Source organism: Halomonas sp. CnH100-B (genome assembly GCF_024124605.1).
In the GTDB taxonomy this organism is placed as follows: Bacteria; Pseudomonadota; Gammaproteobacteria; order Pseudomonadales; family Halomonadaceae; genus Vreelandella.
Genome location: NZ_JAMXRX010000005.1, coordinates 283,087 through 304,482 on the forward strand (window position 1 = coordinate 283,087; position 21,396 = coordinate 304,482).

Genomic DNA, 21,396 nt, shown 5'->3' on the forward strand with positions numbered 1-21,396 from the left:
AGTGACCATGACACAGACTCCCCAACGCTCGATCAAAAGCCGCGCATCGCTGGCAGGGCACCCGCTTCACCCAGTGATGATTCACTTCCCGGTGGCGGCCCTGATGGCGTTGGTCGCCTGCGACTTGGCCTACTGGTATACCCAGGATATGTTCTGGCTGCGCGGCGGGCTCTGGCTGGCGGGGGTTGGCGCGTTTGGCGGCTGGATTGCGTCGGTGGCCGGCATTATCGACCTGGTATCGGTGGCCCGCATCCGCCGTTTGATCACGGGCTGGAGTCACGCGATAGTCGCTGTCGTCATGCTCTCTCTGGCGTCGCTGAACTGGCTGCTGCGTTTCACTGAGCCCGATGCGGTGCTGCCGTGGGGGTTGGCCATCTCGCTGGTAACGGCCGGTTTGATTGCGCTGGCCGGGTGGCTCGGTGGCCAGCTGGTGTACGAGCACGCGGTGGGCGTTGAAGTGGAGCAGTGACCCGGACGGCACAATGGCCCCCCATGACAGAACGTTGGCCATGGCGCTAGCTCCACTCCAGCGGCTTGGAAAGCACAAACCCAAGCACGCCAACAATGCCGACCAGCGCCAGCAGCAACGCACACAGGCTGGCTGCCTTCACCCCTTTAAAAATTCCCATCTCCAGACGCAATATGAGCCAGCCAAAGCAGCCGTGGGCCGCCACCATCAGCACCACGGCGCCTAATTTGAGGATCAACCAACCGCCCAACAGGCCATGCAGAAGAAACAGCAACGTGCCCGAAGCAATCGCAGCGAGAGCGGCCGGCGTGGCGATAGAGTTGTAAAAAAAACGCGGCATTGGAGGTGTGCCTTGGGCAAATCCCGCGTCTTTACGCAGCTGCAGCGATTGCAGTAACAGTGCTGGAAGATAAAGAAGTGCACCGCACCAAATGACCAGCGCGGCGATGTGCAGCAGTTTTAGCCATGGCATCGAGGCTTCCTTGCGTAACTAGGCAGTGTCTGTGATGACCCTAATAACCCTAGTCAACCGATGCCACTCTGGCTAGGCAAAATGCCTATTTTTCACGCTACCGAAATTTCGTAACCCGTGAATTTACGTAGATTAATCACCCCCGTATCGAACATGAGGTATTGCCCTTTAACACCCTGAAGGGTGCCTTCAACCAGCGGCTGCTTGTCGAAATTGTGAGAGACCACTTTGCGCGGAAACGCTGCAACCGGATAGTCGAACTGCAGAGGCGCTTCATCCAGCGTGCGAATGGCGTCTTCGCCGTGAACACTGCGTAGCTGGCTTAAGCCGTCTGCCAGAGTGTTCAACAATCGGTCACGTTCAGCGCGCAAATCGAGTAGTTCTACCTCACCTTTGAGCATGGCACGCCAGTTGGTGCGGTCGGCTACCTGCTCTTTGAAGAGCATCTCGACGAACCCGGACTGCTGGCGGGTATTCACTTCGAGAATCGGCAGTGCCTGAATAGCGCCTTGATCCAACCAGCGGGTGGGCATTTGGGTTTTGCGGGTAATGCCCACCTTCAAGCCGGAAGAGTTAGCCAGATAGACGATGTGGGGCTGAAAGCAGTGCGCCTCACCCCACTCCGGCTCGCGGCAGGTGCCTTGGTAGTAGTGGCAGGTCTCCGGCTTCATGATGCAGGTGTCGCACTGTGCCAACCGTTTGAAACACGGGTAGCAGTAGCCTTGTGCAAAACTTTTTTTGGTTGCCCGACCGCAGTGGGTACAGGCAATGGCCCCGCTCCATGAAAGACGCATGGGGGAACCAATACGCTCATTCAATGCCACCCGATGCTCACCTGCGCGCAGGTGGTAAACCACCTGTTCGTCTTGGCGACGAGGCAGCGCCGCCGCCATTTTTTGCAAACACCCTTTAACGGGAGAGACCTCTGGGATTAACAAATCAGTCACGCGTGGCATCCCGGCCCAGGCCCGCCATTTCGGGACTCACACCGGCGCCCGTTGCACCTGCCCCACAGGTGCGACGTTCTAGGTATCCTACGCGGTTCTCTTCCGGTACGTTATTTTCGGCTTCATAGCGCATGACCGCTTCCAAGCACAGCTCGGTTTGCTCAGGCGTCAACCGGCGGCCATCGGGCCATTTACGTAGCGAGACCGCCTGCTTCAGGCTTTCATAAATCGCAGGTGTCATTTGGTTAATCATTTTATCGAAGGTCATATCGCTCACGGTCAGCACCTCACGTGTTGGCTGCGTTCAAATTGGCGGCGTTAGGCTTTTCTACGTTGGGAGGAATAATACCAGCCCGAGGCGAGCCCCACGAGCAGCCCGCCCAAGTGAGCTTCATTGGCCACGTTGCCAAAGCCGACGGTACTGGCGATGTCGGTCATGGTGAACACCATCCAGCCGAGCATGAAGACCACCAGCATTTGCGGCACGAAGAAACCGCTTTGCGGGGCACGGCGGGACATAAGCCACACATGGGCCAGCAACGCATACACCACACCAGACATGCCACCAAACAGCACCGTCCCAGTCACGTATTGCGCCAAGTTGGCACCAATACCGGCGACGAGAAGCAGTAATAGCATCATTTTACTGCCCTGGCGCTGTTCGATCTGTCGGCCGAAATACCATACCCACATCAGGTTGAAAATCAGGTGCATCCAACCGAAGTGCAAAAACGCGGGGGATAGCAAACGCCACACCTGCCCTCCCATCACGGTGTCCGCTAACGAGCCGTACACCAGCTGACCGCCGGAAATACCCACCGGCACGATGGTCAGGGCCACGACCAGCAAATCGCCAAACACTCCGCTCAAGGCGAATACCAGCAGGCTGACACCGATCATGAGAGCCGTCACCGGGACATGGCGCAGCGTCGTGGTGAGATGCTGGACGTTGGCGGCTCGCCGCGGTTGAGCCCCGTCGAGAATCAGCGGTTCACCCCGCTCCCACCGCCCGACGACGGCCTGGAGCTCGTCACGTTGACGAGGGTCGGCCACCCAAAGCAGCTGGCCCTCGGCTTCGTCCGTAATGCGATGGCCAATACGGTAGTGCCATAACGCTTTGCGCAGTGCCTGTGTGTCTGCGCCCGTGGGTAAGAGCATGACGGGATGCATGGCATCTCCCTACTATCCAAGTGGTCGTGCGCCTGAGCGCCAGAGGGCCAACGGATAAACAAAAAAATCCGGCGGAGGGGGCCGCCGGATAAAAGCAAGGGATCATTCAAGGGAACACTTACTCTGATATCCGGCAACGGGGTTAGTTCAGCTGTTTTGCAAAAATTATGTAACCATATGTAACGCTTTAGTCGCCCGCTTAATCAAAATCGATTTCCCACGGTTTAGGTAACGCACGCTCTTCTCTAGGCACTTGAATCCAAACGAAATGATCGGCATTAAGCTGTGTTTCGCCGCTCCAACGATATGCCACTAAACGACCAAGTTTGACGGCGCTATAATCCAGGCAAGCGATATTGGGAGCTGGCAACGCAGGAATCCCTTCACACCAATAATGCCCAATGAAGAGCGGCGGCTGGTCGGGCCCATAATAACTTAGCCGCTGTCGTTCGCTCTGGCTTAACGGCTGCGTCTCTAGGTCGCCGGGCAAGTTGTCGGGTTGAAACACGACATCGCCCCACTGCTGCGGGTTGGCCGACCAAAAATGCGCACGAAAACTTTGCCGGGTGAAACCATCCCCTGAGTGAATCGCTACCCCGGTCGGTAACGGTATATGGGGGCCACGAGTGAGTCGATCAAGGATGCGATACGCCTGGGACGTCGGGTCGGTGGATTCCACCAAAAACTGGCTATCCATCCGTGCAGAGGGCGCACGCTGCTTGAGTTCATGGATCAGCGTCGCGTCCCAGCAGGCGTGCACGACGCGAATGCCGTCCACCTCTAAAAAGAGTGGGATGGTTTTAAACCATGCCAGCGTATCTTCCCATTCGTTGGTGTGGTCGCGGTATTGATCGAGCGTGTCTTGAATGATGCGATTGTGGCGCGGCGTGTGCTCACGCAGCCAGCGCTTGCCGCTGCCTCGTGGCGCAGGGTGGGTATAGGCCAGCGCATTGTATTCGTGGTTCCCCATGACGATATGCGCCTCGCCCGCCTCCACCATGCGCCGGGCAATGGTAACGGCAAGTCGAATGCGTGGCCCGCGATCGATGAGGTCGCCCAAAAAGATCACTTTGCGTCGGGGGTGACGGTAGACACCACGCCGCTGGTGATACCCCAGCTTCTCGAGCAGCGTTGCCAACGTCGCGCCGCAGCCATGGACATCGCCGATGAGGTCGTAACCCTCCATATCAATCCCCTAGCCGATGGCTCCAGCCGAGCTTACTGCGCAGCACGTCGTAGAAATTGTGCCCAATGGGATGCACCAACTGAACGCGCTCCGGCTTACGGGTGATGACCAGCACATCGTCAGGTTTGGCCACCGCGCGCGTTTGGCCATCGCAACTGATATGAGGGTACGTTTGGTTGGTTTCGCCGATATGAATGCGTATTTCACTGGCCGCATCGATCACGATGGGCCGACTCGAGAGCGTGTGTGGGAACATGGGCACTAGCGTCACCACATCCAGCTTGGGATGCATGATTGGCCCACCACCGGACAGCGCATAGGCAGTGGAACCCGTTGGTGTGGCCACGATCAGTCCATCACTGCGCTGGCTGTAAACAAACTGCCTATCAATAAACAGCTCAAACTCAATCATGCGCACCGCTTTCCCAGGGTGCACGACGACTTCGTTCAGCGCGTCGCCGCTGCCCACCGCCACACCATTGCGATAGAGCACAGCATCCAGCAGAAAACGCTCCTCCACCTCGAACTCGCCCGCCAAGACCTCGCCAACGCGATGCTCTAGCTCATCCGGTGAAATATCGGTGAGAAACCCCAGCCGCCCACGATTAACGCCAAGAATCAGCGTGCCGCTGCGACACAGAGTACGGGCGGCCCCTAGCAAACTGCCGTCACCGCCCACCACGATCACGAGATCGCATAGCTCGCCCAGCATACGGCGGCTCGCCTCGGGCAAACCGTGCTGCGGCAGCGCCGTGGCGGTTCGGTCCTCGATGAGTACCTTGTAGTCATGCTCGGTCAAATAGCGGACCAAGCGTTGCAGCGAGTCGACGACTTTGTCACTGCCAAGGCGGCCAATCAAGCCGATCGTCTTGAAGGGCTTCGCTGGGTGACGCGGGCTACCGGTATGGGAGCTTGACGATGGGGTGTTAGACATGGGTGACTCTCGCTAGCATCAACCCACATTATGGAGAGGAAGGCGGTATCGAGCAAATCACCCGGCGCGGCAGAAGTGCTCCTAGCGCCGGGCAAATCAGCGGTTTAGCTTGCGGCAGCCGCTACCTTTCGGCGCTGCAGCCACCAGTGGTTCAGCCATAGCGAAGCACCCATGATGGCCGCTCCCAGCAGCAGCTTGTCCAGCTCGGCATCGCGATTCCAGATGACGAGGTTGACGACCAAGCCTGCGGGGACCAACGCATTGTTCATGATGGCGAGCGTGCCCGCATCGACCTTCGTGGCGCCCTGGTTCCAGGCGAAATACCCAACGCCCGACGCCACGAGCCCCAGCCAGGCCAGCACCCCCCACTGCAGCGACGTGGTGGGCAGCGCCGAGTTATTGCCGAACAGCAAGAAAGCAGGCAGCGCCACCAGCATAGCCCCGATGAAGAACCAGCCAAACACGTTGTGCCATGCCAGCGTGGGCGGCAGGTCGGATGCCAAACGGCGATAGCCGACTTGCCCAATGGCAAAACAGAGGTTAGCGCCCTGCACGACTAGAAAACCTAACCAAAAGCCGCTATCTACTCCATCGTAGCGAATCACGCCCGCCCCAATCACCGCCAAGGCAGCGGTGACCAAATAGATCGGCGTAAAACGCTTGAACATCAGGTCGTCCAACAGCGCGATATACACCGGTGTGAAAATGGTGAATAACAGCACTTCCGGCACGGAGAGCAGCAAAAAGGAGTGATAAAAGAAGGTGTACATCACGCCGAGTTGAATGGCGCCCAGCGCCATCAACGCCAACCGCTGTTTACCGCGCAGCAGGCTGGGACGTAAAAAAGGGAGAAACACCAGCATCGCCAGAGTAACCCGTACCAGCACGGCAAAGTAACTGTCCACCTGACCAGCGAGGTACACCCCAATCAACGAGAACGAAAACGCCCATAGCGCCGTTACGCCTACCAGATAGCCCATTCGTAAACCTCAAACAAAGAGTTAGTTGACGGGAATTATACGTCATTCGCCTCTCCTGCCAATGGGCTAGCAGCAAAAGAGAAAGCTAGCGCTTGTTCAACCACACGAACGCATAGATAACGCCGGGGAGCCAGCCCGCCAGCGTCAGCAGTGCGCTGATGACGACACGTCGAGCACCGCCATTGGTCAACCCCAGGGCGAGGGGCGGTAGTAACACGGCCAGCGCGCGGTACGCCCACTGCAGTGAGGCCGGCTCGTCGGGGGTGGCGCTGTCCGTCACGACGGAAGAGGGCTCCGAGCGGGTCGTGGCCTCTTTCACCACCGGCGCAGGCGTAAAGTGCTCGACGGGCGCATTGGCTCGTTCGGAGGCCGCCTTTTCTTGGGCGAGCGCTCGACGGTGCGCTTCTTTGTCGATTTTTTGTTCCAGGGAATCCGCACCGTCGGCCAGGTCGTCATGGTAACGCTCCCAATCTTCCCAATCGTGGGGCGTGCCTGCCTTGGGACGACGCTGACCCGAGCCACGGGCACGCTCCCAGGCTTTCTCTTCCAGCGTATTGGGCTTGTCAGGATCTCGATCCAGGCCGACGCCTTTACGGTTTAGGTATTCACGAGCGTCCATCACGACTCCTCACAGCGGTTGAGGCTTATTTAAAAAAGCAAAGCGTTGAATAGAGACAGTATGGGGGCAGCGCAGGGTGAGTTAAATCACCTACAGTAAGAGAATCGGCGGCAGCCTGCCGATGATGATAAGGAGCACCCTCATGAACAAAAACATTCCGGACACCGTTCGAGACATCATGTCCCGCGACTGCTACCGCGTCTCAGGAGAGACATCCATCACGACACTCGCCCAAGGGCTGGCACTGCATCGGCTGCCGGGGGCGCCGGTCGTGGATATGTCGGACCGTTTGATCGGCTTCATTTCCGAGCAGGATGTCTTGGGGCACGTGCTCGATAGCATTTATCATGACCACGAGGCTCCCTTGGTGCGGGAACTCATGCGTCAAGACGTGCTGACCACCTCGCCCAACAAAAGCGTGACCGATCTCGCGCAGGAAATGCTCGGTGCCAAGCCGAAAATTTACCCGGTCGTCGAGCAGCAACGCTTGGTGGGCATCGTCACGCGTCGGGATATTCTCATGGCTTTACTCACGATTCGTCGTCATTAAGCACGTGAATACCTAAGCCCTCGGGCTTTGCCCCATATATCTATAAAAAACCTATAAAAAAATACCTACAAAAAAAACCGCTGCTTGAATAAGCAGCGGAAGCAAGGGATCGAAAACAATAGCCAGAACAACACTATTAGCGACTGCCATCACGATGTTGCCTGTACACTCTCAGACACTGCTCAGGGAAAAAGTTCGCAAAAGGTTAAAATTTTCGTCTCGCCGGACGCAGGCGTATACTGGGCATCGACTCTGATACGGGCGCTGAACTTGGCGTCCATCTTGATGCGGGCGGGAGCATAAGATGGCACTTTATCTACTGGTGTTAGGCGTGTGTGTACTCGTGATGGGCGCCGTACTGCTAGTGCTGATGAACGCAGGAACACCCCGCTATCGTACCGAACCCAAGGATTTGATCGCCCTTTTTGACAAAGCCCTGGAGAGCAGCGTGAGCGAGACGGAATGGAACGCATTGATTGGCTACCCCATTCGCCACGACGAGTATCTCGACAATATTCGCCGCCGAGCGTCCCACCTGATGGATACCCATGGCAGGCGCTGGCAAATTGCCCAAGGCAAACCGCTGCTCAATCAAGAGGGTTACGCAGAGCTTAAAGCTCTGCGCGATCATTTAGCGGCACATACAGCGCTTCGTCAGCGCTAACCACGCTGCAGCGACGAGGAGAACCGTATGCCGAGTACCATTCGTCAAATTCCCTTGGAAACGGCGACGAAGCATCACTCCCACGATTTTCACCAGATCGTGATTACGCTTTGCGGCTCCTCAGAGTTCGAAATCGAAGGGCTGGGTGGACGAGTGAATGCGTTTTCCGGCTGCATCGTGCCCGCTAATCATGAGCACTACTATTCCGGCAACGGCCACAACCGCCAACTCATTTTGGATCTTCCCGAGGATGCCCCCGCCCTGACAGGCGAGCATCGTGAATTGGTGGCGCTCTTCGATGCGCCACGCTTTTTCGCTCTGGACAGCCCACTACGTCACTACCTCACCTTCGTTGAGAGTGAGCTCGCCCGAGGATTTGACAACTCTGCGACCTCTTTTCAGCAGGACCGACTAGCCGCCACGCTGCTCGGCTCGCTAAAGGCGCGCCTGGGGGCGTCGAGTACGGCAACCCAGCGGCGCATCGATCTCGATCAAATTGACCGCTTCATACGCCGCCATTTGGCAGACGAGCTGCGCGTGGCAGATCTGGCCAAACTTGCCTGTCTGAGCGAGGCGCACTTCTCCGAACGGTTTCGCGCCCAAACCGGCCTTTCGCCCTGGCAGTACGTTCGTCGGCAGCGCCTTCATGCGGCGCGCCAGCTCATCATGCAGAGCCGCCTGCCGCTCACCGATATTGCCATTCAAACCGGGTTCGCCAATCAAAGCGCCCTTTCCCACGCGTTTCGACGCAGCTACGGTGCCTCTCCGCGCCAGTTACGCCAAGGATTGACGGGGCCATCTCTCGATACCGGTCACCGTTCGGCGAGCCCTTCAACGGTGTTATCTCCCGCCAGCCCCCCAACGGGGTCAGGCGTTCTCTCGTCTCGTCGATAGCTAACGAGACGCTACACTATAAACGTCGTTGGATGGGCCCCTCGCAAGCGCCGGCCAACTCTACTAAAGTCGTAAATGGGCACCGCTTGCCGAGAAATTGACACGTTTTGCCACGAAAACGACATACACCTAACGGCGGCTAGCTCTACATTCGAACGTCAGCCTGGGCACCTGCCCTGCCACCACTTTTAAACGTTAGCTGACACAGCTATCCGTTCATGCTGTTCGTTTCAGACCTGTCTTACGGGGGCCTCAATGCTCAATGCTAAAAAAATGCGTGACCCTGCCACCTGGCAAACCGACCTCGATACGCTGATGCAGCGTGTCAGCGAACACTATATCGTCGATGAAGATGCCTACGTAGTCGAGCTGATCAAGCTGCTCAACGCCGACCAAGACGATTTCGCGCGCATTGAGGCCAACACGGCAGCGCTGGTGCGCGACGTTCGCAACATGGACACCGCCGTCGACACCATCGACGAGCTGCTTCAGCAGTACAGCCTGGATACCCACGAAGGGCTGATGCTGATGTGTCTTGCCGAGGCGATGCTGCGTATTCCGGACAAAGCCACCGCCGATGCGCTGATCGAAGACAAACTGGGGCCAGCCGATTGGCAGTCCCACGTGGGCAAGAGCGAGTCCTGGATGGTCAACGCCTCGACATGGGGCCTGCTGATGACCGGACGGGTATTGAAGCTCGATCACCCGAAAGAGGGCCAGCCCGCCCACTTCATCAATCGCATGGTGAACCGCATGGGCGAGCCGGTCATTCGCCGGGCGATGACCGAAGCCATGAAAATCATGGGCAAGCAGTTCGTCCTGGGTCGCGACATCAATGAAGCGCTAAAGCGTTCCAAGCCGCTGTTCAATAAAGGCTACACCTACTCCTACGATATGCTAGGCGAAGCCGCACGCACCCGTGCCGATGCCAAGCGCTACTTTGACGATTACGCACGCGCCATCGAGCAGGTCGGTAAAGCGTGTAAGTCCCTTGGCGACAAAACGCCCGCCCCGTCGGTCTCCATCAAACTCTCTGCCCTGCACCCGCGCTATGAGTTTGGCCGCCGCGAGCAGGTGTTGGCCGAGCTGGTAGATACCGTCATCCAACTGGTCAGCAAAGCGCGCGAGCTGGATGTCGCGGTCACCATTGACGCCGAGGAAGTCGATCGTCTAGAGCTTTCACTGGAAGTGTTCCGGGCGATTTATCAAAGCGACGCCGTCAAAGGTTGGGGCCACTTTGGTCTGGTCGTTCAGGCGTACTCCAAGCGTGCGCTGCCGGTGCTGCACTACATCAACCGCTTGGCCGACGAGCAAGGCGATGAAATTCCGCTGCGGTTGGTCAAAGGCGCGTACTGGGACAGCGAGATCAAAGAGTCACAGCAGCTGGGCATCGACGGGTACCCGGTTTACACCCGCAAGGCGTGTACCGATGTGGCCTACCTAGCCTGCGCACAGTTCCTGCTGTCGGACGATACCAGTGGCCGCATCTTCCCTCAGTTTGCGACCCACAACGCCCACACCGTCACGACCATTCTGGAGCTGGCGAACCACGACAGCCGCCCGTTCGAATTCCAGCGCCTGCACGGTATGGGCGAAGCGCTTTACGATGCGGCCCTCGAGCGTGCTCCCAAAGGCACCTACTGCCGTATTTACGCACCGGTTGGCGCCCATAAAGACCTGCTGCCCTACTTGGTACGTCGCCTGCTGGAAAACGGCGCTAACTCGTCTTTCGTCCACCAGATCGTCGACCCGGACGTGCCGGTGGAGTCACTCTGCCAGCACCCCATCGACACCCTGCGCCAGCAAAAGACGTTCTACAACAAGCGTATTCCGCTGCCGAAAGACATTTATGGGCCGAAGCGTCGCAACTCCCGTGGGGTCAACCTCAACATCCGTAGCCACTACTACCCGCTGATGGAAAAAATGAGCGGGTTCATGGACAAGCAGTACCCCACCAAACCGCTGCTGGCCTTCGACGTGGCCGACGATAGCGCTAACACGCATAGCGTGACATCGCCTTTTGATCGTCGCCAAACCGTTGGCAGCGTGCAGTGGACCAGCAAAGAGCAGGCGGCCAAAGCCCTCGATGCGGCTTGGGAAGCCTTCCCACGCTGGGACGCAACGCCCGTTGCCGAACGCGCTGCGATTGTGCGTCGGCTGGGCGACCTGATGGAAGAGCACATGGCGGAGCTGATGACACTCTGCTCCCGGGAGGGCGGCAAGCTGCTCACCGATGGCGTCGATGAAATCAAGGAAGCGGTCGATTTCTGCCGCTACTACGCCATGCGTGCCGAGGAGTCGTTTGGCGAGCCCATCGAGCTACCTGGTCCCACCGGCGAATCCAACCGGTTGACCATGGGCGGTAAAGGCGTTTTTGCCGCCATTAGCCCCTGGAACTTCCCGGTGGCGATTTTCTGCGGGCAAATCGTTGCCGCGGCCGTGGCGGGCAACACCGTGCTAGCGAAACCCGCTGAGCAGACGTCTATTGTCGCTCACCGCGTCATCGAACTGCTTTACGAAGCGGGTATGCCCCGTGACGTGGTGCAGCTGTTGCCGGGGGATGGCCCGACCGTAGGCAGCGTATTGACCTCTGACCCACGCATTACCGGCGTGGTCTTCACCGGCGGTACCGACACGGCGCAAATCATCAACCGCGCGCTGGCCGCCCGCGAAAACGCGCCGCTCCCCACGCTGATCGCTGAAACCGGCGGCATGAACGCGATGATCGTTGACTCCACCGCCCTGCCCGAGCAGGTCGTCGTGGATGTCATTCAATCAGCGTTCCAGAGTGCTGGCCAGCGCTGCTCGGCCCTTCGGGTGCTCTACCTTCAGGAAGACGTTGCTGACCGCGTCATTGAAATCCTAAAGGGTGCAATGAGCGAACTGCGCATTGGCGACCCCCGCGACCTGGGTACCGATGTCGGCCCCGTCATCGATGAAGACGCGCGCAACGGATTGATGGCGCACATCGAAAAGCTCAAAAGCGAAAACCGCTTGGTCGCTGAAACGCCGATGACCGCGGAGCATACCCAACACGGCACTTTCGTACCGCCAGTGGCCTTTACCATCGACAGCATCGACGCCCTGACGCGCGAGCAGTTTGGCCCGGTGCTGCATATCGTGCGCTTCAAAGCACGCGAGCTTGATAAGGTCATCAATGACATCAACGGCCGGGGGTATGGCCTGACGTTTGGGGTGCATAGCCGTAACGAATCCTTTGCCGCTGAAATAGCGCAGAAAATTCGAGTAGGCAATGTGTATATCAACCGTAATATCATCGGGGCTGTTGTTGGCGTTCAGCCGTTCGGTGGCCAAGGGCTGTCCGGCACCGGCCCGAAAGCGGGCGGACCGCACTACCTGCAGCGCTTCGTGACCGAGAAAACGATTACTAACAACACCGCCGCCCTAGGTGGCAACGCGTCGCTTCTGGCGCTAGGGGATGAGTAAACGGCTCATCAATACAACTAACCTGAACTCCTGAAAAGGAACCGTCTCATGGTTGACAATAATAGAGCAATGGCCCTGGCACGGGCGGCCTGTCTAGGCCGCCCACCGGGCACGGGGAACTTTGCACACACGCGTACCCATCAACTCTCTCATGCTTCGTCGCGCGAAGGCGCGACGGCTGGTAGTGACATCACGACTCAGGGTTAACAACAACAAGGCTGTGTCATGGCCGTGACGATTCGGCCAACGCAGCCCCTGTCGATGCTCGCCGTGTACAAAAGGGTCAGCACCCGCCGATGCTTTTGTACGTAGCGTAGCGTCGTCCTCACACATTGGAGAAGTTTCATGGCTACAGGTGTATGGATTAGCTTATTCGGTTACTTCGCGCTGATGATCGCCATTGGCGTTTATGCAATGCGCAAGGCCACGTCTTCCTCTGAAGACTACATGCTGGGGGGGCGTACCCTCAGTCCACAGGTAGCGGCCCTCTCAGCGGGCGCGTCGGACATGAGCGGCTGGCTGCTGTTGGGGCTACCCGGTGCCATGTTCGTTTCTGGCCTGGGCTCTGCCTGGATCGGCATCGGCCTTCTGGTGGGTGCGTTCTTCAACTGGCTGCTGGTAGCGCCGCGCCTGCGTGAACAAACCATTCACTACGGCAATGCCATTACCATCCCGGCCTTTTTGGCCAACCGCTTCCCGACCCGCGCGCTGTCGCTACGCACGGTATCGGCCGTCGTCATCGTGGTCTTCTTTGCCGTCTACACCGCGTCAGGCCTCGTCGCGGGTGGCAAACTGTTCGAAAGCGCTTTCACCGGCGTTTACAACTTCGGTGACATGAGCAACTACGCCATGGGCGTGATCATCACCCTGGGCGTGGTACTGATCTACACCGTCGTAGGCGGCTTCCTCGCCGTGAGCATGACGGACTTCGTTCAGGGCTGCATCATGATGCTGGCGCTGATCATCATGCCTGCCGTCGTACTGTTCGGTGAAGGCGGCGGCGGCTTCTCGCAGGCGTCTCAGACGCTCAATGAAGTCGATCCCACGCTGCTGTCATGGTCCGAAGGTCTCACGTTCATTGGTTGGCTCTCAGCGGTCACCTGGGGCTTAGGCTACTTTGGTCAGCCGCACATCATCGTGCGCTTCATGGCGATCCGTTCGCAGAAAGACGTACCAACGGCCCGTAACATCGGTATGGCGTGGATGCTCATCTCGCTGATTGGTGCCGTGTCTCTGGGTATCTTTGGTCGCGCTTATGCCATTCGTAACGGCTTGGACGTTCAGGATCCGGAAACCATCTTCATCGTGCTGGCCAACCTGCTGTTCCACCCGCTGATCACTGGCTTCCTCTATGCTGCGCTGCTGGCAGCCATCATGAGCACCATTTCCAGTCAGCTGCTGGTGTCCTCTTCCTCGTTGACCGAAGACTTCTACCGCCTGTTCCTGCATAAGAAAGCCTCGGAGCAGCAGTGCGTCGCCGTGGGCCGTATCTGCGTCGTGCTGGTGGGTATCGTCGCCGCGATCATTGCTTCGGACGAAAACTCTCAGGTACTGGGTCTGGTGAGTAACGCCTGGGCAGGCTTCGGTGCGGCTTTCGGCCCGCTGATCATCCTGTCGCTGATGTGGTCACGCACCAACGGTGCGGGCGCCGTTGCCGGTATGATCGTAGGTGCCGTGACCGTCATGCTGTGGATTGCCCTGGGCTGGAACGGCTCCTTCATGGGAGGACCGGGCATCTATGAAATCATTCCTGGCTTCATCGCCTCGTTCATCGCCATTCTGGTGGTGAGCAGCGTGACGGCGGATGCTGGCGAATACAAGCACATCGACCGTCAAGACGCGTAATACGTCGGTTTGATGCAGCAGGCTCAGCGGGGAAACCCGCTGAGCTTTTTTATGGGCAGCGTTCTCACGCCAGCACTCCCTACGAACTCCCCAACTCCCTCCCCCTTTGCCCCAGGTCAATAACGCCCTCGCACTGGCTCGATACACTGGCTCCAGGGTTAACGCAACCCACCATACTCACACGATCGTCCAGGAGCCACGCTATGCGCCTTTTATCACTGCCTACTCTATTCACCGCCGGACTTGCCGCCGCTACCTTAGCCGCCAGTTCCCAGGCGTTCGCCTATGGGGCGGGCGATATTTTCACCCGCGTGGGGGTCGCCAAGGTGGCGCCCAAGAGCGACAACGGCTCGCTGGCCGGTGGGGCTTTCGCGGTCGATGTTCAAGACAAAACCGGCCCTGCGTTTACACTAGGCTACCGCTTCCACGATAAGGTAGGTGTCGAGTTACTGGCCGCGCTTCCCTTCGAGCACGACATTGCCCTCAACGGCGACCATCTCGCCTCCACCAAACACCTGCCGCCCACCTTGACCCTACAATATTATCCGTTGGGCGGTAGCGAGTCGCCGGTGCAACCCTACGTCGGCGCGGGCATCAACTACACGCGTTTTTCCGATGAGCGCCTAGCCATTGGCGAACTCGAGCTGGACGACGCCTGGGGCGCCGCCGCCCAAGTGGGGGTCGACCTACTGATCGACGAACACTGGGCACTGAACGCTGCGGCGTGGTACCTGGACATCGACACCGACGCCAAAATCAATGGGGCTGCTGCAGGCACTGTGGCCATCGATCCCATGGTGGTCATGGCGGGATTGAGCTACCGCTTCTGAGTCCACGCAGTCGTGGCAAAAAAATGCCCAGGGCGTTCGCCCTGGGCATTGTCGTTGACGGCACGTCGCACTTAGTTCTCGGTGACGATTTGGTCGACCCGCTCCACCGCCTTGACGACCAGCACCTGATCGCTGGCACGCGCTTTCTCCTGCATCATGTAAGCCGCCACCGCCGGAGCGACATCGCACTTGGCAGGCATGGCGGCTTTGGCATCGATTAACGCGTTCAAACGCGCAATGAACACATAGCGCACCCACTGAGGCAGCGACATGGTATCGATACAGAAAGGCTGCTGGCTGGCAAATGCCGACGCATCGGGCGTGGGGGTGCGCCACAAATTCGCGGCCTTCATGGCGGCTTCAAGCTCGAGAAGCGCGGTTTGAAGCTGTTGATGGACGCTCATAAACACCTTGGGGTTGGTCAATGTTGACGCCCATTATCCCAACTCTGTGGGTAAGTTGCCACTCGCGAGCCTCTCTCTAAGGCGTTATTCACAGATTCACAGAAAACCTGCAAGAGGCTGTGGATAAACTATGGAAAGGTGTCGCCACCGCTACTCTCACGCGGCTTACGCAAAGTTGTTCAATTTTTAACCACTTAGACAATAAAGCACGGATTAATCAACGGTTGCGGCTGACAGTGGCAAACCAGCAAGGTAGAGTGCAGGCTTGAAAAGCGGAAGGATGTCATGCAGCCAATTCACACCCTTGATGAGTTTTTTACGCGCAGCGGTGCGGAGGTATCGCTTTACCATATGGGGCGCCGGGTTACGGCGTGTCCACGAGACGTATTGCGCGCTTTCGAGAACGCCGAGTACGCATGGCCCGAGCCTTGGCAGGGTCAGGCACGGCTCGCCATCGTCTTCCGTTTGGGGGCCATGGAAGAGCCTGCCATTTGGTTCTTGGCACTGCCGTTGGATGAGCAAGGCATGCTCTCGCCTGCCCAGCGTGACGGGTTTATCAATCGTCTGTTGGAAACCCTAGGACGCAACGCCGCCGCGACCGACTTGGACGCAGCCGACACCGCCGATGTCGATCACCTGATGAAAGATAATCCACTGGCGTTTACGCCGGACATTACCTTTCAGGCCATGCTCAATGCCCGGGCCACCCATGCGAGCGGCTTACCGGCCAGCCAGCACCTTGAGCCAGTAGAGGCGTATCTGAGCGGTCAACAGTCGATCGATTGGCAAGCCTTGGGGCTACAAGGCATTGCCGATTACGTCGTTCGCTTGGATACCGCGACGGCAGACGCGCTCGCCGGTCGCATTCCCGACCTGCCGACAAGCGTCATCCACTCCCTCTGCTACTGCTTAGAGCACCACGCCCTACCGGACGCCCTGGTCGATGCCCTACGTTTGCGAGGTGAACACGCCGCCAGTGACGGTGACCTAGAGACGCTGTGCGCCTGCGTGCGTGCGGTAGGCAGCTCGTCTGCGGCAACGGCAGGCACGTGGTACACCCAGCTGCTAAACGACTCGGCCGCGTGCGGCCCCGACTTGATGGCCGCCATGGCCGGGCGCGGGTGGCCGCTGCTGGAAGACGCCGAACGCCTCCCTCTCTTCCTGCAACGTCTGGCGGAAGACGAGCGCAGCCACTTTGCGGCTGCGGTACGGGACATTGCGTTGATTCCTCGGCTACGCTTACCCGTTATGCTAACCCTGCGTGACGCGCCCACGGGGTCCGCCATTCAAACGCGTTTATCGGCCATGCAGCCTTCCCCAAAAGGCTAGCAGGAAGCGTCATCACTATGTCTTGTTTCTCTTATATCGTCAGGAGTGCGCTGTGAAGGAATTACCCTATCAGGCCAAAGCTGTCATCGGCCGCCGCGAAATGGTGACGTTACCTGAATTAGGGCTTCACCTTTGCTGCAAAGCCGATACCGGCGCGCGAACATCGGCGCTGCACGCCGAAGAGATCGAAACCCATGAAGATGCCGACGGGCAGCTATGGGTAAGTTTTCTGACTCACAGCGGTGGGCCCGAGACGCCTGCCCACCGCTACCGGTTACATTTGCACGACCGTCGCCGCGTTACCAGCTCGAACGGCCATAGCGAGTGGCGTTATGTCATTCGAACTCCCATGCAACTGGGCGAACTGAATTTTCCGGTTGAACTAACACTGACCGACCGTAGCAATATGCGCCATGCGATGCTGCTAGGCAGACGGGCCATGCGCCGCCTCCTAGTTGCCCCCGGCGCGGCTTTTTTGCACGGCGAGCCTTAAACACATTTCAACAATCCCTTTTTTGGCCCGGAGCCCTGCATGCACATTGCCTTACTTTCCCGTAACCGCAACCTTTACTCTACCCGCCGACTGGTAGAAGCCGCCGAGCAGCGTGGCCATACCGCTCGCGTGGTCGATACCTTGCGTTGTTACATGAGCATCGCCTCACACCACCCCTCCATTCATTACAAAGGCGCAGAAATCGAGCCATTCGATGCGGTCATCCCCCGCATTGGCGCATCGGTGACCTTTTACGGCTGCGCGGTGCTGCGCCAGTTCGAAATGATGGGCACCTACGTCATCAACGACTCGGTGGCGATTACTCGCTCACGCGACAAGCTGCGTTCGCTCCAACTGCTCTCTCGCAAGGGGCTGGGTCTGCCGATCACCGGCTTCGCCCACTCCCCGGACGATATTCCCGACCTGATCACCATGGTGAAAGGCGCCCCGCTGGTCATCAAACTCCTAGAGGGCACTCAGGGAATCGGCGTGGTCCTGGCAGAAACCAACCAGGCGGCAGAGTCCGTGATTCAGGCCTTCATGGGCATGAAAGCCAACATCATGGTGCAGGAGTACATCAAAGAAGCTCGCGGTGCGGACATTCGCTGCTTCGTGATTGGCGATAAGGTCGTGGCCTCGATGAAGCGTCAGGCAGCGGACGGCGAATTCCGCTCCAACCTGCACCGCGGTGGCACCGCCAGCGTGATTCGCATTACGCCGGAAGAGCGCTCTACCGCCATTCGTGCGGCCAAGGCCATGGGGCTTCGCGTGGCGGGGGTAGACTTGCTGCGCTCGAACCACGGCCCGGTGATCATGGAGGTCAACTCATCGCCGGGATTGCAGGGCATCGAGAGTGCAACCGGTAAGGACATTGCGGGCATGATTATCGAGCACATCGAAAAGAACGCCGTTCCTGCGCGCAAGGCGCCGCCCAAGCCTAAAGGCTAACGGGCAAATGCAAAAATAATCCCTATTAGGGGTGGCAAATCAACGCTGTCACCCCCACAATCTGCGTCACCGAAGGAGGTAGACGCTCATGTTTCTCGACAATCGCCAAGTGGCGATGGACAGCGTTCTGGAAGCGCTGGCCGATAGCATTGATTATTTCCAGGACAATATCGAACGCCTGCGCCCCTCCCTGCGCGATGCACTGAAGCCGCACTATACCGAGCGACTCAAGCAGATGCGCAAGCTGCAGGAACTCGCCCGTGCGCACTTGAAAATGTTGCCTCGGGATGCCGATGTCGAGCGGGATGACTTTCTATGGCTGTGGAGCCGTTTGAAGAGTTTCGTGGGCAACGATAGTCAAGTACTGATCAATGAGCTGTTGGAACAAGAGCGTGTGCTCATGCAGGCCCTCTCGACACTATTCACGCACCCTCTGCCCGACCCCATCGAGCCCGTCGTGGATGAGTGCATGCAAGGGTGTCGCAAACTCATCCGTGAGCTCTACAGCCTGCAAAAACGCAAGACCCGCCGTTGATCGGCGGCTCTTTGAGGGTGTCGACCTTGGCATACTCAAAACCTGTGATGCCCTACTGCGTCTCCCTACCGGATTCTAAGCGGTCTTGTAACAGCCATACGCCGTCTAGTTCTAACACTTCCGACGCCTCTCGGGCATCTTTGCTACGGCGAAGCTCGATGGGTTCGGCGGGACCAAGAAAGTACGGCTCTCTTCCCCAGAGATAGAGATCACCCACGGTCGCAATACGCGCCACCCACTCCCGCGCCCTCAATCGCCACTCATCGGCGGCTGGTTGCTCTTCCGCTATGCAGCCCGTCACGTCCATTCCCAGTGCTCGACCAATGAACAGCGCGCGCGGCAAGTGCCAACTTTGAGTGACCAGCAGTGCCTCTTGTAGCTGAAACACATCCCGCGCGCGCACCAGGGTGTCGTAGGTACTGAAGCCCGCGAAATCCATCGTCAGCTGGTCGGCGGCCACGCCACGGCGGTATAAGTCTCGCCACATGGCGCGCGGCTCGTTGTACGCTTGAGTGCGGTTATCTCCCGATAGCAACAAGTGCTGCACGCGCTGATCGGCCACCAGCCGGGCAGAGGTGCGCATTCGGGCATGGAAGTGCGGATTTCTGAGCCCGCTGCGGGTCCAGTGGGACGTGCCAAAGACGATGGCCACATCGGTAGGTCGGCACTGCTCGAAATGGCCATCAATGTAGCGGGAAGTGCTAGCCAGCACCCATAAATTACCCGCTATAAACAGCAATGTCGCCAGCAGCAACAAGGCTCCTAGCGACATTAGCAAACGCTTCATCCAACGTAATAACAGGCTGTGCATCCAGCTCCCCAACAGGGGTTAGAACATGCCGAGCTCTAGCTTGGCTTCGTCGCTCATCATGTCACGGCTCCAGGGCGGACTGAAGACGATTTCGGTATGCACCTTGTTGATTTGCGGTGCCCCCAAAATTTTATTGCGCGCATCGGCGGCAATCACGTCTCCCATCCCACAACCTGGCGCGGTCAGCGTCATACGGATAGTGACCATCCGTTCACCGCTAATCAAGCGTTCGATACGGCAGCCGTACACCAACCCCAAATCAACGATGTTGACCGGAATCTCCGGATCGAAGCAGGTGCGCAGTTGGTCCCATACGAACTGCTCGATCTCTTCATCGCTGGCACTCTCAGGAAGCGTCGGCCGGGGGAGCGGTTCTAGACCCAGCGCGTCCAAGTGCCGCCCCTCGATCAAGTACAAACGCCCTTGAAATCCGACACTCACCGAGCTGCCCTTGGCTTGCATCACACTGACGACGCTATCTTCCGCCAGCGTTTCCGTTTTTCCAAACGGAATGGCAATGGCGTCCACATCACGCTGCAGCGGTAGTTGTTGGCCTCGTTCGAGGCTAGCCACTTGCTCGATATCCATAGCAGTCCTTAACGTACCATCCCAATTACGCGGTTAAGCGCCGCCACGAAGGTATCCACTTCATCGAGCGTATTATACGCAGCAAACGATGCGCGACAGGTGGCCTCGACACCAAAATGGTGAAGCAGCGGCTGAGCGCAGTGGTGCCCGGTGCGAATCGCGACGCCCAACTGATCGATGAGCAGACCAATGTCTTGGGCATGTGCCCCCTCGACCACAAAGGAGAGCACGCCCGCTTTGTGTGGCGCGGTTCCCAGAATACGCAGCCCGTCGATTTGACTGACGGCCTGAGTGGCATGATTCAGCAACACGGCCTCCCAGGCGCCAATCGCATCGACACCGATGCCTTCCATCCACTCCAAAGCGCGGCCCAGGGCCACGACCTCGGCAATGGCGGGGGTGCCCGCTTCGAACTTGTGGGGAATGCCCGCAAAGGTAGTGCCAACGTCGAAGGAGACGGTTTTGATCATCTCACCACCGCCCTGCCATGGCGGCATGGCCTCCAACAGCGCCTGCTTGCCGTAGAGCACGCCAACACCCGTAGGACCGTATACTTTATGGCCCGAGAAGGCGTAGAAATCGGCATCGATCTCCTGCACATCGACCTGCTGATGCGGTGTGGCTTGCGCGCCATCGACCAGGATCAGTGCGCCCTGCTGATGCGCCAATGCCGCCATCTCTTTCACGGGGTTGATCGTGCCCAGCGCATTGGAGACGTGGTTGACGGCCACCAGCTTGGTACGCTCATTCAACAGTTCACGGTATGCCTGCATATCGAGCGCACCGTGGTCATCGACCGGAATCACCTTGATGGTGAACCCACGCTCGGCTGCCAGCAGCTGCCAAGGCACAATGTTGGAGTGGTGTTCCAGCATCGAAATCAACACCTCGTCGCCCGCCTTGAGCTCACTTCGCCCCCAGCTTTGAACGACGAGGTTGATCGCCTCGGTAGTACCCCGCGTGAAGATGATTTGACGGGCATCTTCGGCATTGAGAAACGCTTTGACACGATGGCGCGTGGCTTCGAAAGCCGCTGTCGCCTCATCGGCCAGCGTGTGCAGCCCACGGTGAATATTGGCGTTATAGCGCGAGTAGTAATCGCTAAATACCTCGATCACCTGCTGGGGCGTTTGGCTGGTGGCCGCATTATCCAAATAGACCAGCGGCTTACCGTGCACTTGACGATTTAAAATCGGAAAGTCGCCACGCAGCGCCTCAACGTCGTACGCCGCAGTGCTGCCCGCCATGGGCTTCTCAATCACGCTATGGGGCATCGATGAC

The 21,396-nt window shown here is 58.5% G+C and carries 23 protein-coding genes; 11 read left to right on the top strand and 12 right to left on the bottom strand.

The window, feature by feature from the left end; genetic code table 11:
• Positions 1–7 precede the first annotated feature (7 nt).
• A complete protein-coding gene (locus tag NH398_RS13555; protein WP_159341801.1) occupies positions 8–469 on the top strand; it encodes a DUF2231 domain-containing protein in 462 nt (153 codons plus the stop codon).
• Positions 470–515: 46 nt separating this feature from the next.
• On the opposite strand, the gene NH398_RS13560 is transcribed toward NH398_RS13555, so the two are convergent.
• The 8 genes from NH398_RS13560 to NH398_RS13595 all read right to left on the bottom strand — a co-directional run bounded on the left by NH398_RS13560 (position 516) and on the right by NH398_RS13595 (position 6,777).
• Positions 516–941 (bottom strand): CopD family protein, encoded by a 426-nt coding sequence (locus NH398_RS13560; RefSeq protein WP_159341800.1) that lies wholly within the window; start codon positions 939–941, stop codon positions 516–518.
• Positions 942–1,033: 92 nt separating this feature from the next.
• On the bottom strand, positions 1,034–1,834 hold the full coding sequence (locus tag NH398_RS13565; RefSeq protein ID WP_253019001.1) for a DUF2797 domain-containing protein: 801 nt from the start codon (positions 1,832–1,834) through the stop codon (positions 1,034–1,036).
• Positions 1,835–1,880: 46 nt separating this feature from the next.
• The gene (locus tag NH398_RS13570) at positions 1,881–2,165 is read right to left on the bottom strand and encodes a DUF1315 family protein (RefSeq protein ID WP_159341799.1); all 285 of its coding nucleotides are present in this window, start codon (positions 2,163–2,165) and stop codon (positions 1,881–1,883) included.
• Between the two features lie 41 nt (positions 2,166–2,206).
• Positions 2,207–3,058: a rhomboid family intramembrane serine protease gene (locus NH398_RS13575; protein WP_253018966.1), complete on the bottom strand. Its 852-nt coding sequence runs from the start codon at positions 3,056–3,058 to the stop codon at positions 2,207–2,209.
• A 199-nt stretch (positions 3,059–3,257) separates the two neighbouring features.
• Positions 3,258–4,244, bottom strand: a complete 987-nt coding sequence (locus NH398_RS13580) for a metallophosphoesterase (protein ID WP_253018967.1) — start codon at positions 4,242–4,244, stop codon at positions 3,258–3,260.
• Between the two features lies 1 nt (position 4,245).
• Positions 4,246–5,178, bottom strand: a complete 933-nt coding sequence (locus tag NH398_RS13585; RefSeq protein ID WP_253018968.1) for an NAD(+) kinase — start codon at positions 5,176–5,178, stop codon at positions 4,246–4,248.
• Between the two features lie 104 nt (positions 5,179–5,282).
• Positions 5,283–6,158, bottom strand: a complete 876-nt coding sequence (locus NH398_RS13590) for a carboxylate/amino acid/amine transporter (protein WP_253018969.1) — start codon at positions 6,156–6,158, stop codon at positions 5,283–5,285.
• An 85-nt stretch (positions 6,159–6,243) separates the two neighbouring features.
• Positions 6,244–6,777 (bottom strand): YqaE/Pmp3 family membrane protein, encoded by a 534-nt coding sequence (locus tag NH398_RS13595; protein WP_159341794.1) that lies wholly within the window; start codon positions 6,775–6,777, stop codon positions 6,244–6,246.
• A 142-nt stretch (positions 6,778–6,919) separates the two neighbouring features.
• Between NH398_RS13595 and NH398_RS13600 the strand changes: the two genes are divergently transcribed.
• The 6 genes from NH398_RS13600 (at position 6,920) to NH398_RS13625 (ending at position 15,007) form a co-directional block, all read left to right on the top strand.
• Positions 6,920–7,327 (top strand): CBS domain-containing protein, encoded by a 408-nt coding sequence (locus NH398_RS13600; RefSeq protein ID WP_159341793.1) that lies wholly within the window; start codon positions 6,920–6,922, stop codon positions 7,325–7,327.
• A 304-nt stretch (positions 7,328–7,631) separates the two neighbouring features.
• Positions 7,632–7,991, top strand: a complete 360-nt coding sequence (locus tag NH398_RS13605; RefSeq protein WP_159341792.1) for a hypothetical protein — start codon at positions 7,632–7,634, stop codon at positions 7,989–7,991.
• 27 nt (positions 7,992–8,018) lie between these two features.
• On the top strand, positions 8,019–8,885 hold the full coding sequence (locus tag NH398_RS13610; RefSeq protein ID WP_253018970.1) for an AraC family transcriptional regulator: 867 nt from the start codon (positions 8,019–8,021) through the stop codon (positions 8,883–8,885).
• A gap of 255 nt (positions 8,886–9,140) precedes the next feature.
• A complete protein-coding gene (putA, locus tag NH398_RS13615; protein ID WP_253018971.1) occupies positions 9,141–12,332 on the top strand; it encodes a bifunctional proline dehydrogenase/L-glutamate gamma-semialdehyde dehydrogenase PutA in 3,192 nt (1,063 codons plus the stop codon).
• A 345-nt stretch (positions 12,333–12,677) separates the two neighbouring features.
• Positions 12,678–14,177 (top strand): sodium/proline symporter PutP, encoded by a 1,500-nt coding sequence (gene putP / locus NH398_RS13620; protein WP_253018972.1) that lies wholly within the window; start codon positions 12,678–12,680, stop codon positions 14,175–14,177.
• A 203-nt stretch (positions 14,178–14,380) separates the two neighbouring features.
• Positions 14,381–15,007, top strand: coding sequence for an OmpW family outer membrane protein (locus NH398_RS13625; RefSeq protein WP_253018973.1), 627 nt, complete (start codon positions 14,381–14,383; stop codon positions 15,005–15,007).
• A gap of 71 nt (positions 15,008–15,078) precedes the next feature.
• Here the strand turns inward: NH398_RS13625 and NH398_RS13630 are convergent, their stop codons facing one another.
• Positions 15,079–15,411 (bottom strand): YqcC family protein, encoded by a 333-nt coding sequence (locus tag NH398_RS13630; protein WP_159341787.1) that lies wholly within the window; start codon positions 15,409–15,411, stop codon positions 15,079–15,081.
• A gap of 285 nt (positions 15,412–15,696) precedes the next feature.
• Here NH398_RS13630 and NH398_RS13635 point away from each other — a divergent pair, with 285 nt between their 5' ends.
• From NH398_RS13635 to NH398_RS13650, 4 genes are all read left to right on the top strand, one after another.
• On the top strand, positions 15,697–16,740 hold the full coding sequence (locus NH398_RS13635) for a DUF3549 family protein (RefSeq protein ID WP_253018974.1): 1,044 nt from the start codon (positions 15,697–15,699) through the stop codon (positions 16,738–16,740).
• 52 nt (positions 16,741–16,792) lie between these two features.
• Positions 16,793–17,233 carry a RimK/LysX family protein gene (locus NH398_RS13640; RefSeq protein ID WP_153843938.1) on the top strand — a complete coding sequence of 147 codons (441 nt, stop codon included), beginning with the start codon at positions 16,793–16,795 and terminating at the stop codon, positions 17,231–17,233.
• Positions 17,234–17,272: 39 nt separating this feature from the next.
• Positions 17,273–18,181: a 30S ribosomal protein S6--L-glutamate ligase gene (gene rimK / locus NH398_RS13645; protein WP_044629759.1), complete on the top strand. Its 909-nt coding sequence runs from the start codon at positions 17,273–17,275 to the stop codon at positions 18,179–18,181.
• Positions 18,182–18,269: 88 nt separating this feature from the next.
• Complete coding sequence (locus NH398_RS13650) at positions 18,270–18,716, top strand: hypothetical protein (protein WP_159341785.1); 447 nt, start codon at positions 18,270–18,272, stop codon at positions 18,714–18,716.
• Positions 18,717–18,768: 52 nt separating this feature from the next.
• Here NH398_RS13650 and NH398_RS13655 read toward each other — a convergent pair whose 3' ends face one another.
• From NH398_RS13655 to NH398_RS13665, 3 genes are read right to left on the bottom strand one after another with little or no spacing between them, the layout of a single operon-like run.
• Positions 18,769–19,527, bottom strand: coding sequence for an ElyC/SanA/YdcF family protein (locus tag NH398_RS13655; protein ID WP_253018975.1), 759 nt, complete (start codon positions 19,525–19,527; stop codon positions 18,769–18,771).
• An 18-nt stretch (positions 19,528–19,545) separates the two neighbouring features.
• Positions 19,546–20,115, bottom strand: coding sequence for a putative Fe-S cluster assembly protein SufT (gene sufT, locus NH398_RS13660; protein WP_253018976.1), 570 nt, complete (start codon positions 20,113–20,115; stop codon positions 19,546–19,548).
• Between the two features lie 8 nt (positions 20,116–20,123).
• Positions 20,124–21,389: a cysteine desulfurase gene (locus NH398_RS13665; RefSeq protein WP_253018977.1), complete on the bottom strand. Its 1,266-nt coding sequence runs from the start codon at positions 21,387–21,389 to the stop codon at positions 20,124–20,126.
• Positions 21,390–21,396 lie beyond the last annotated feature (7 nt).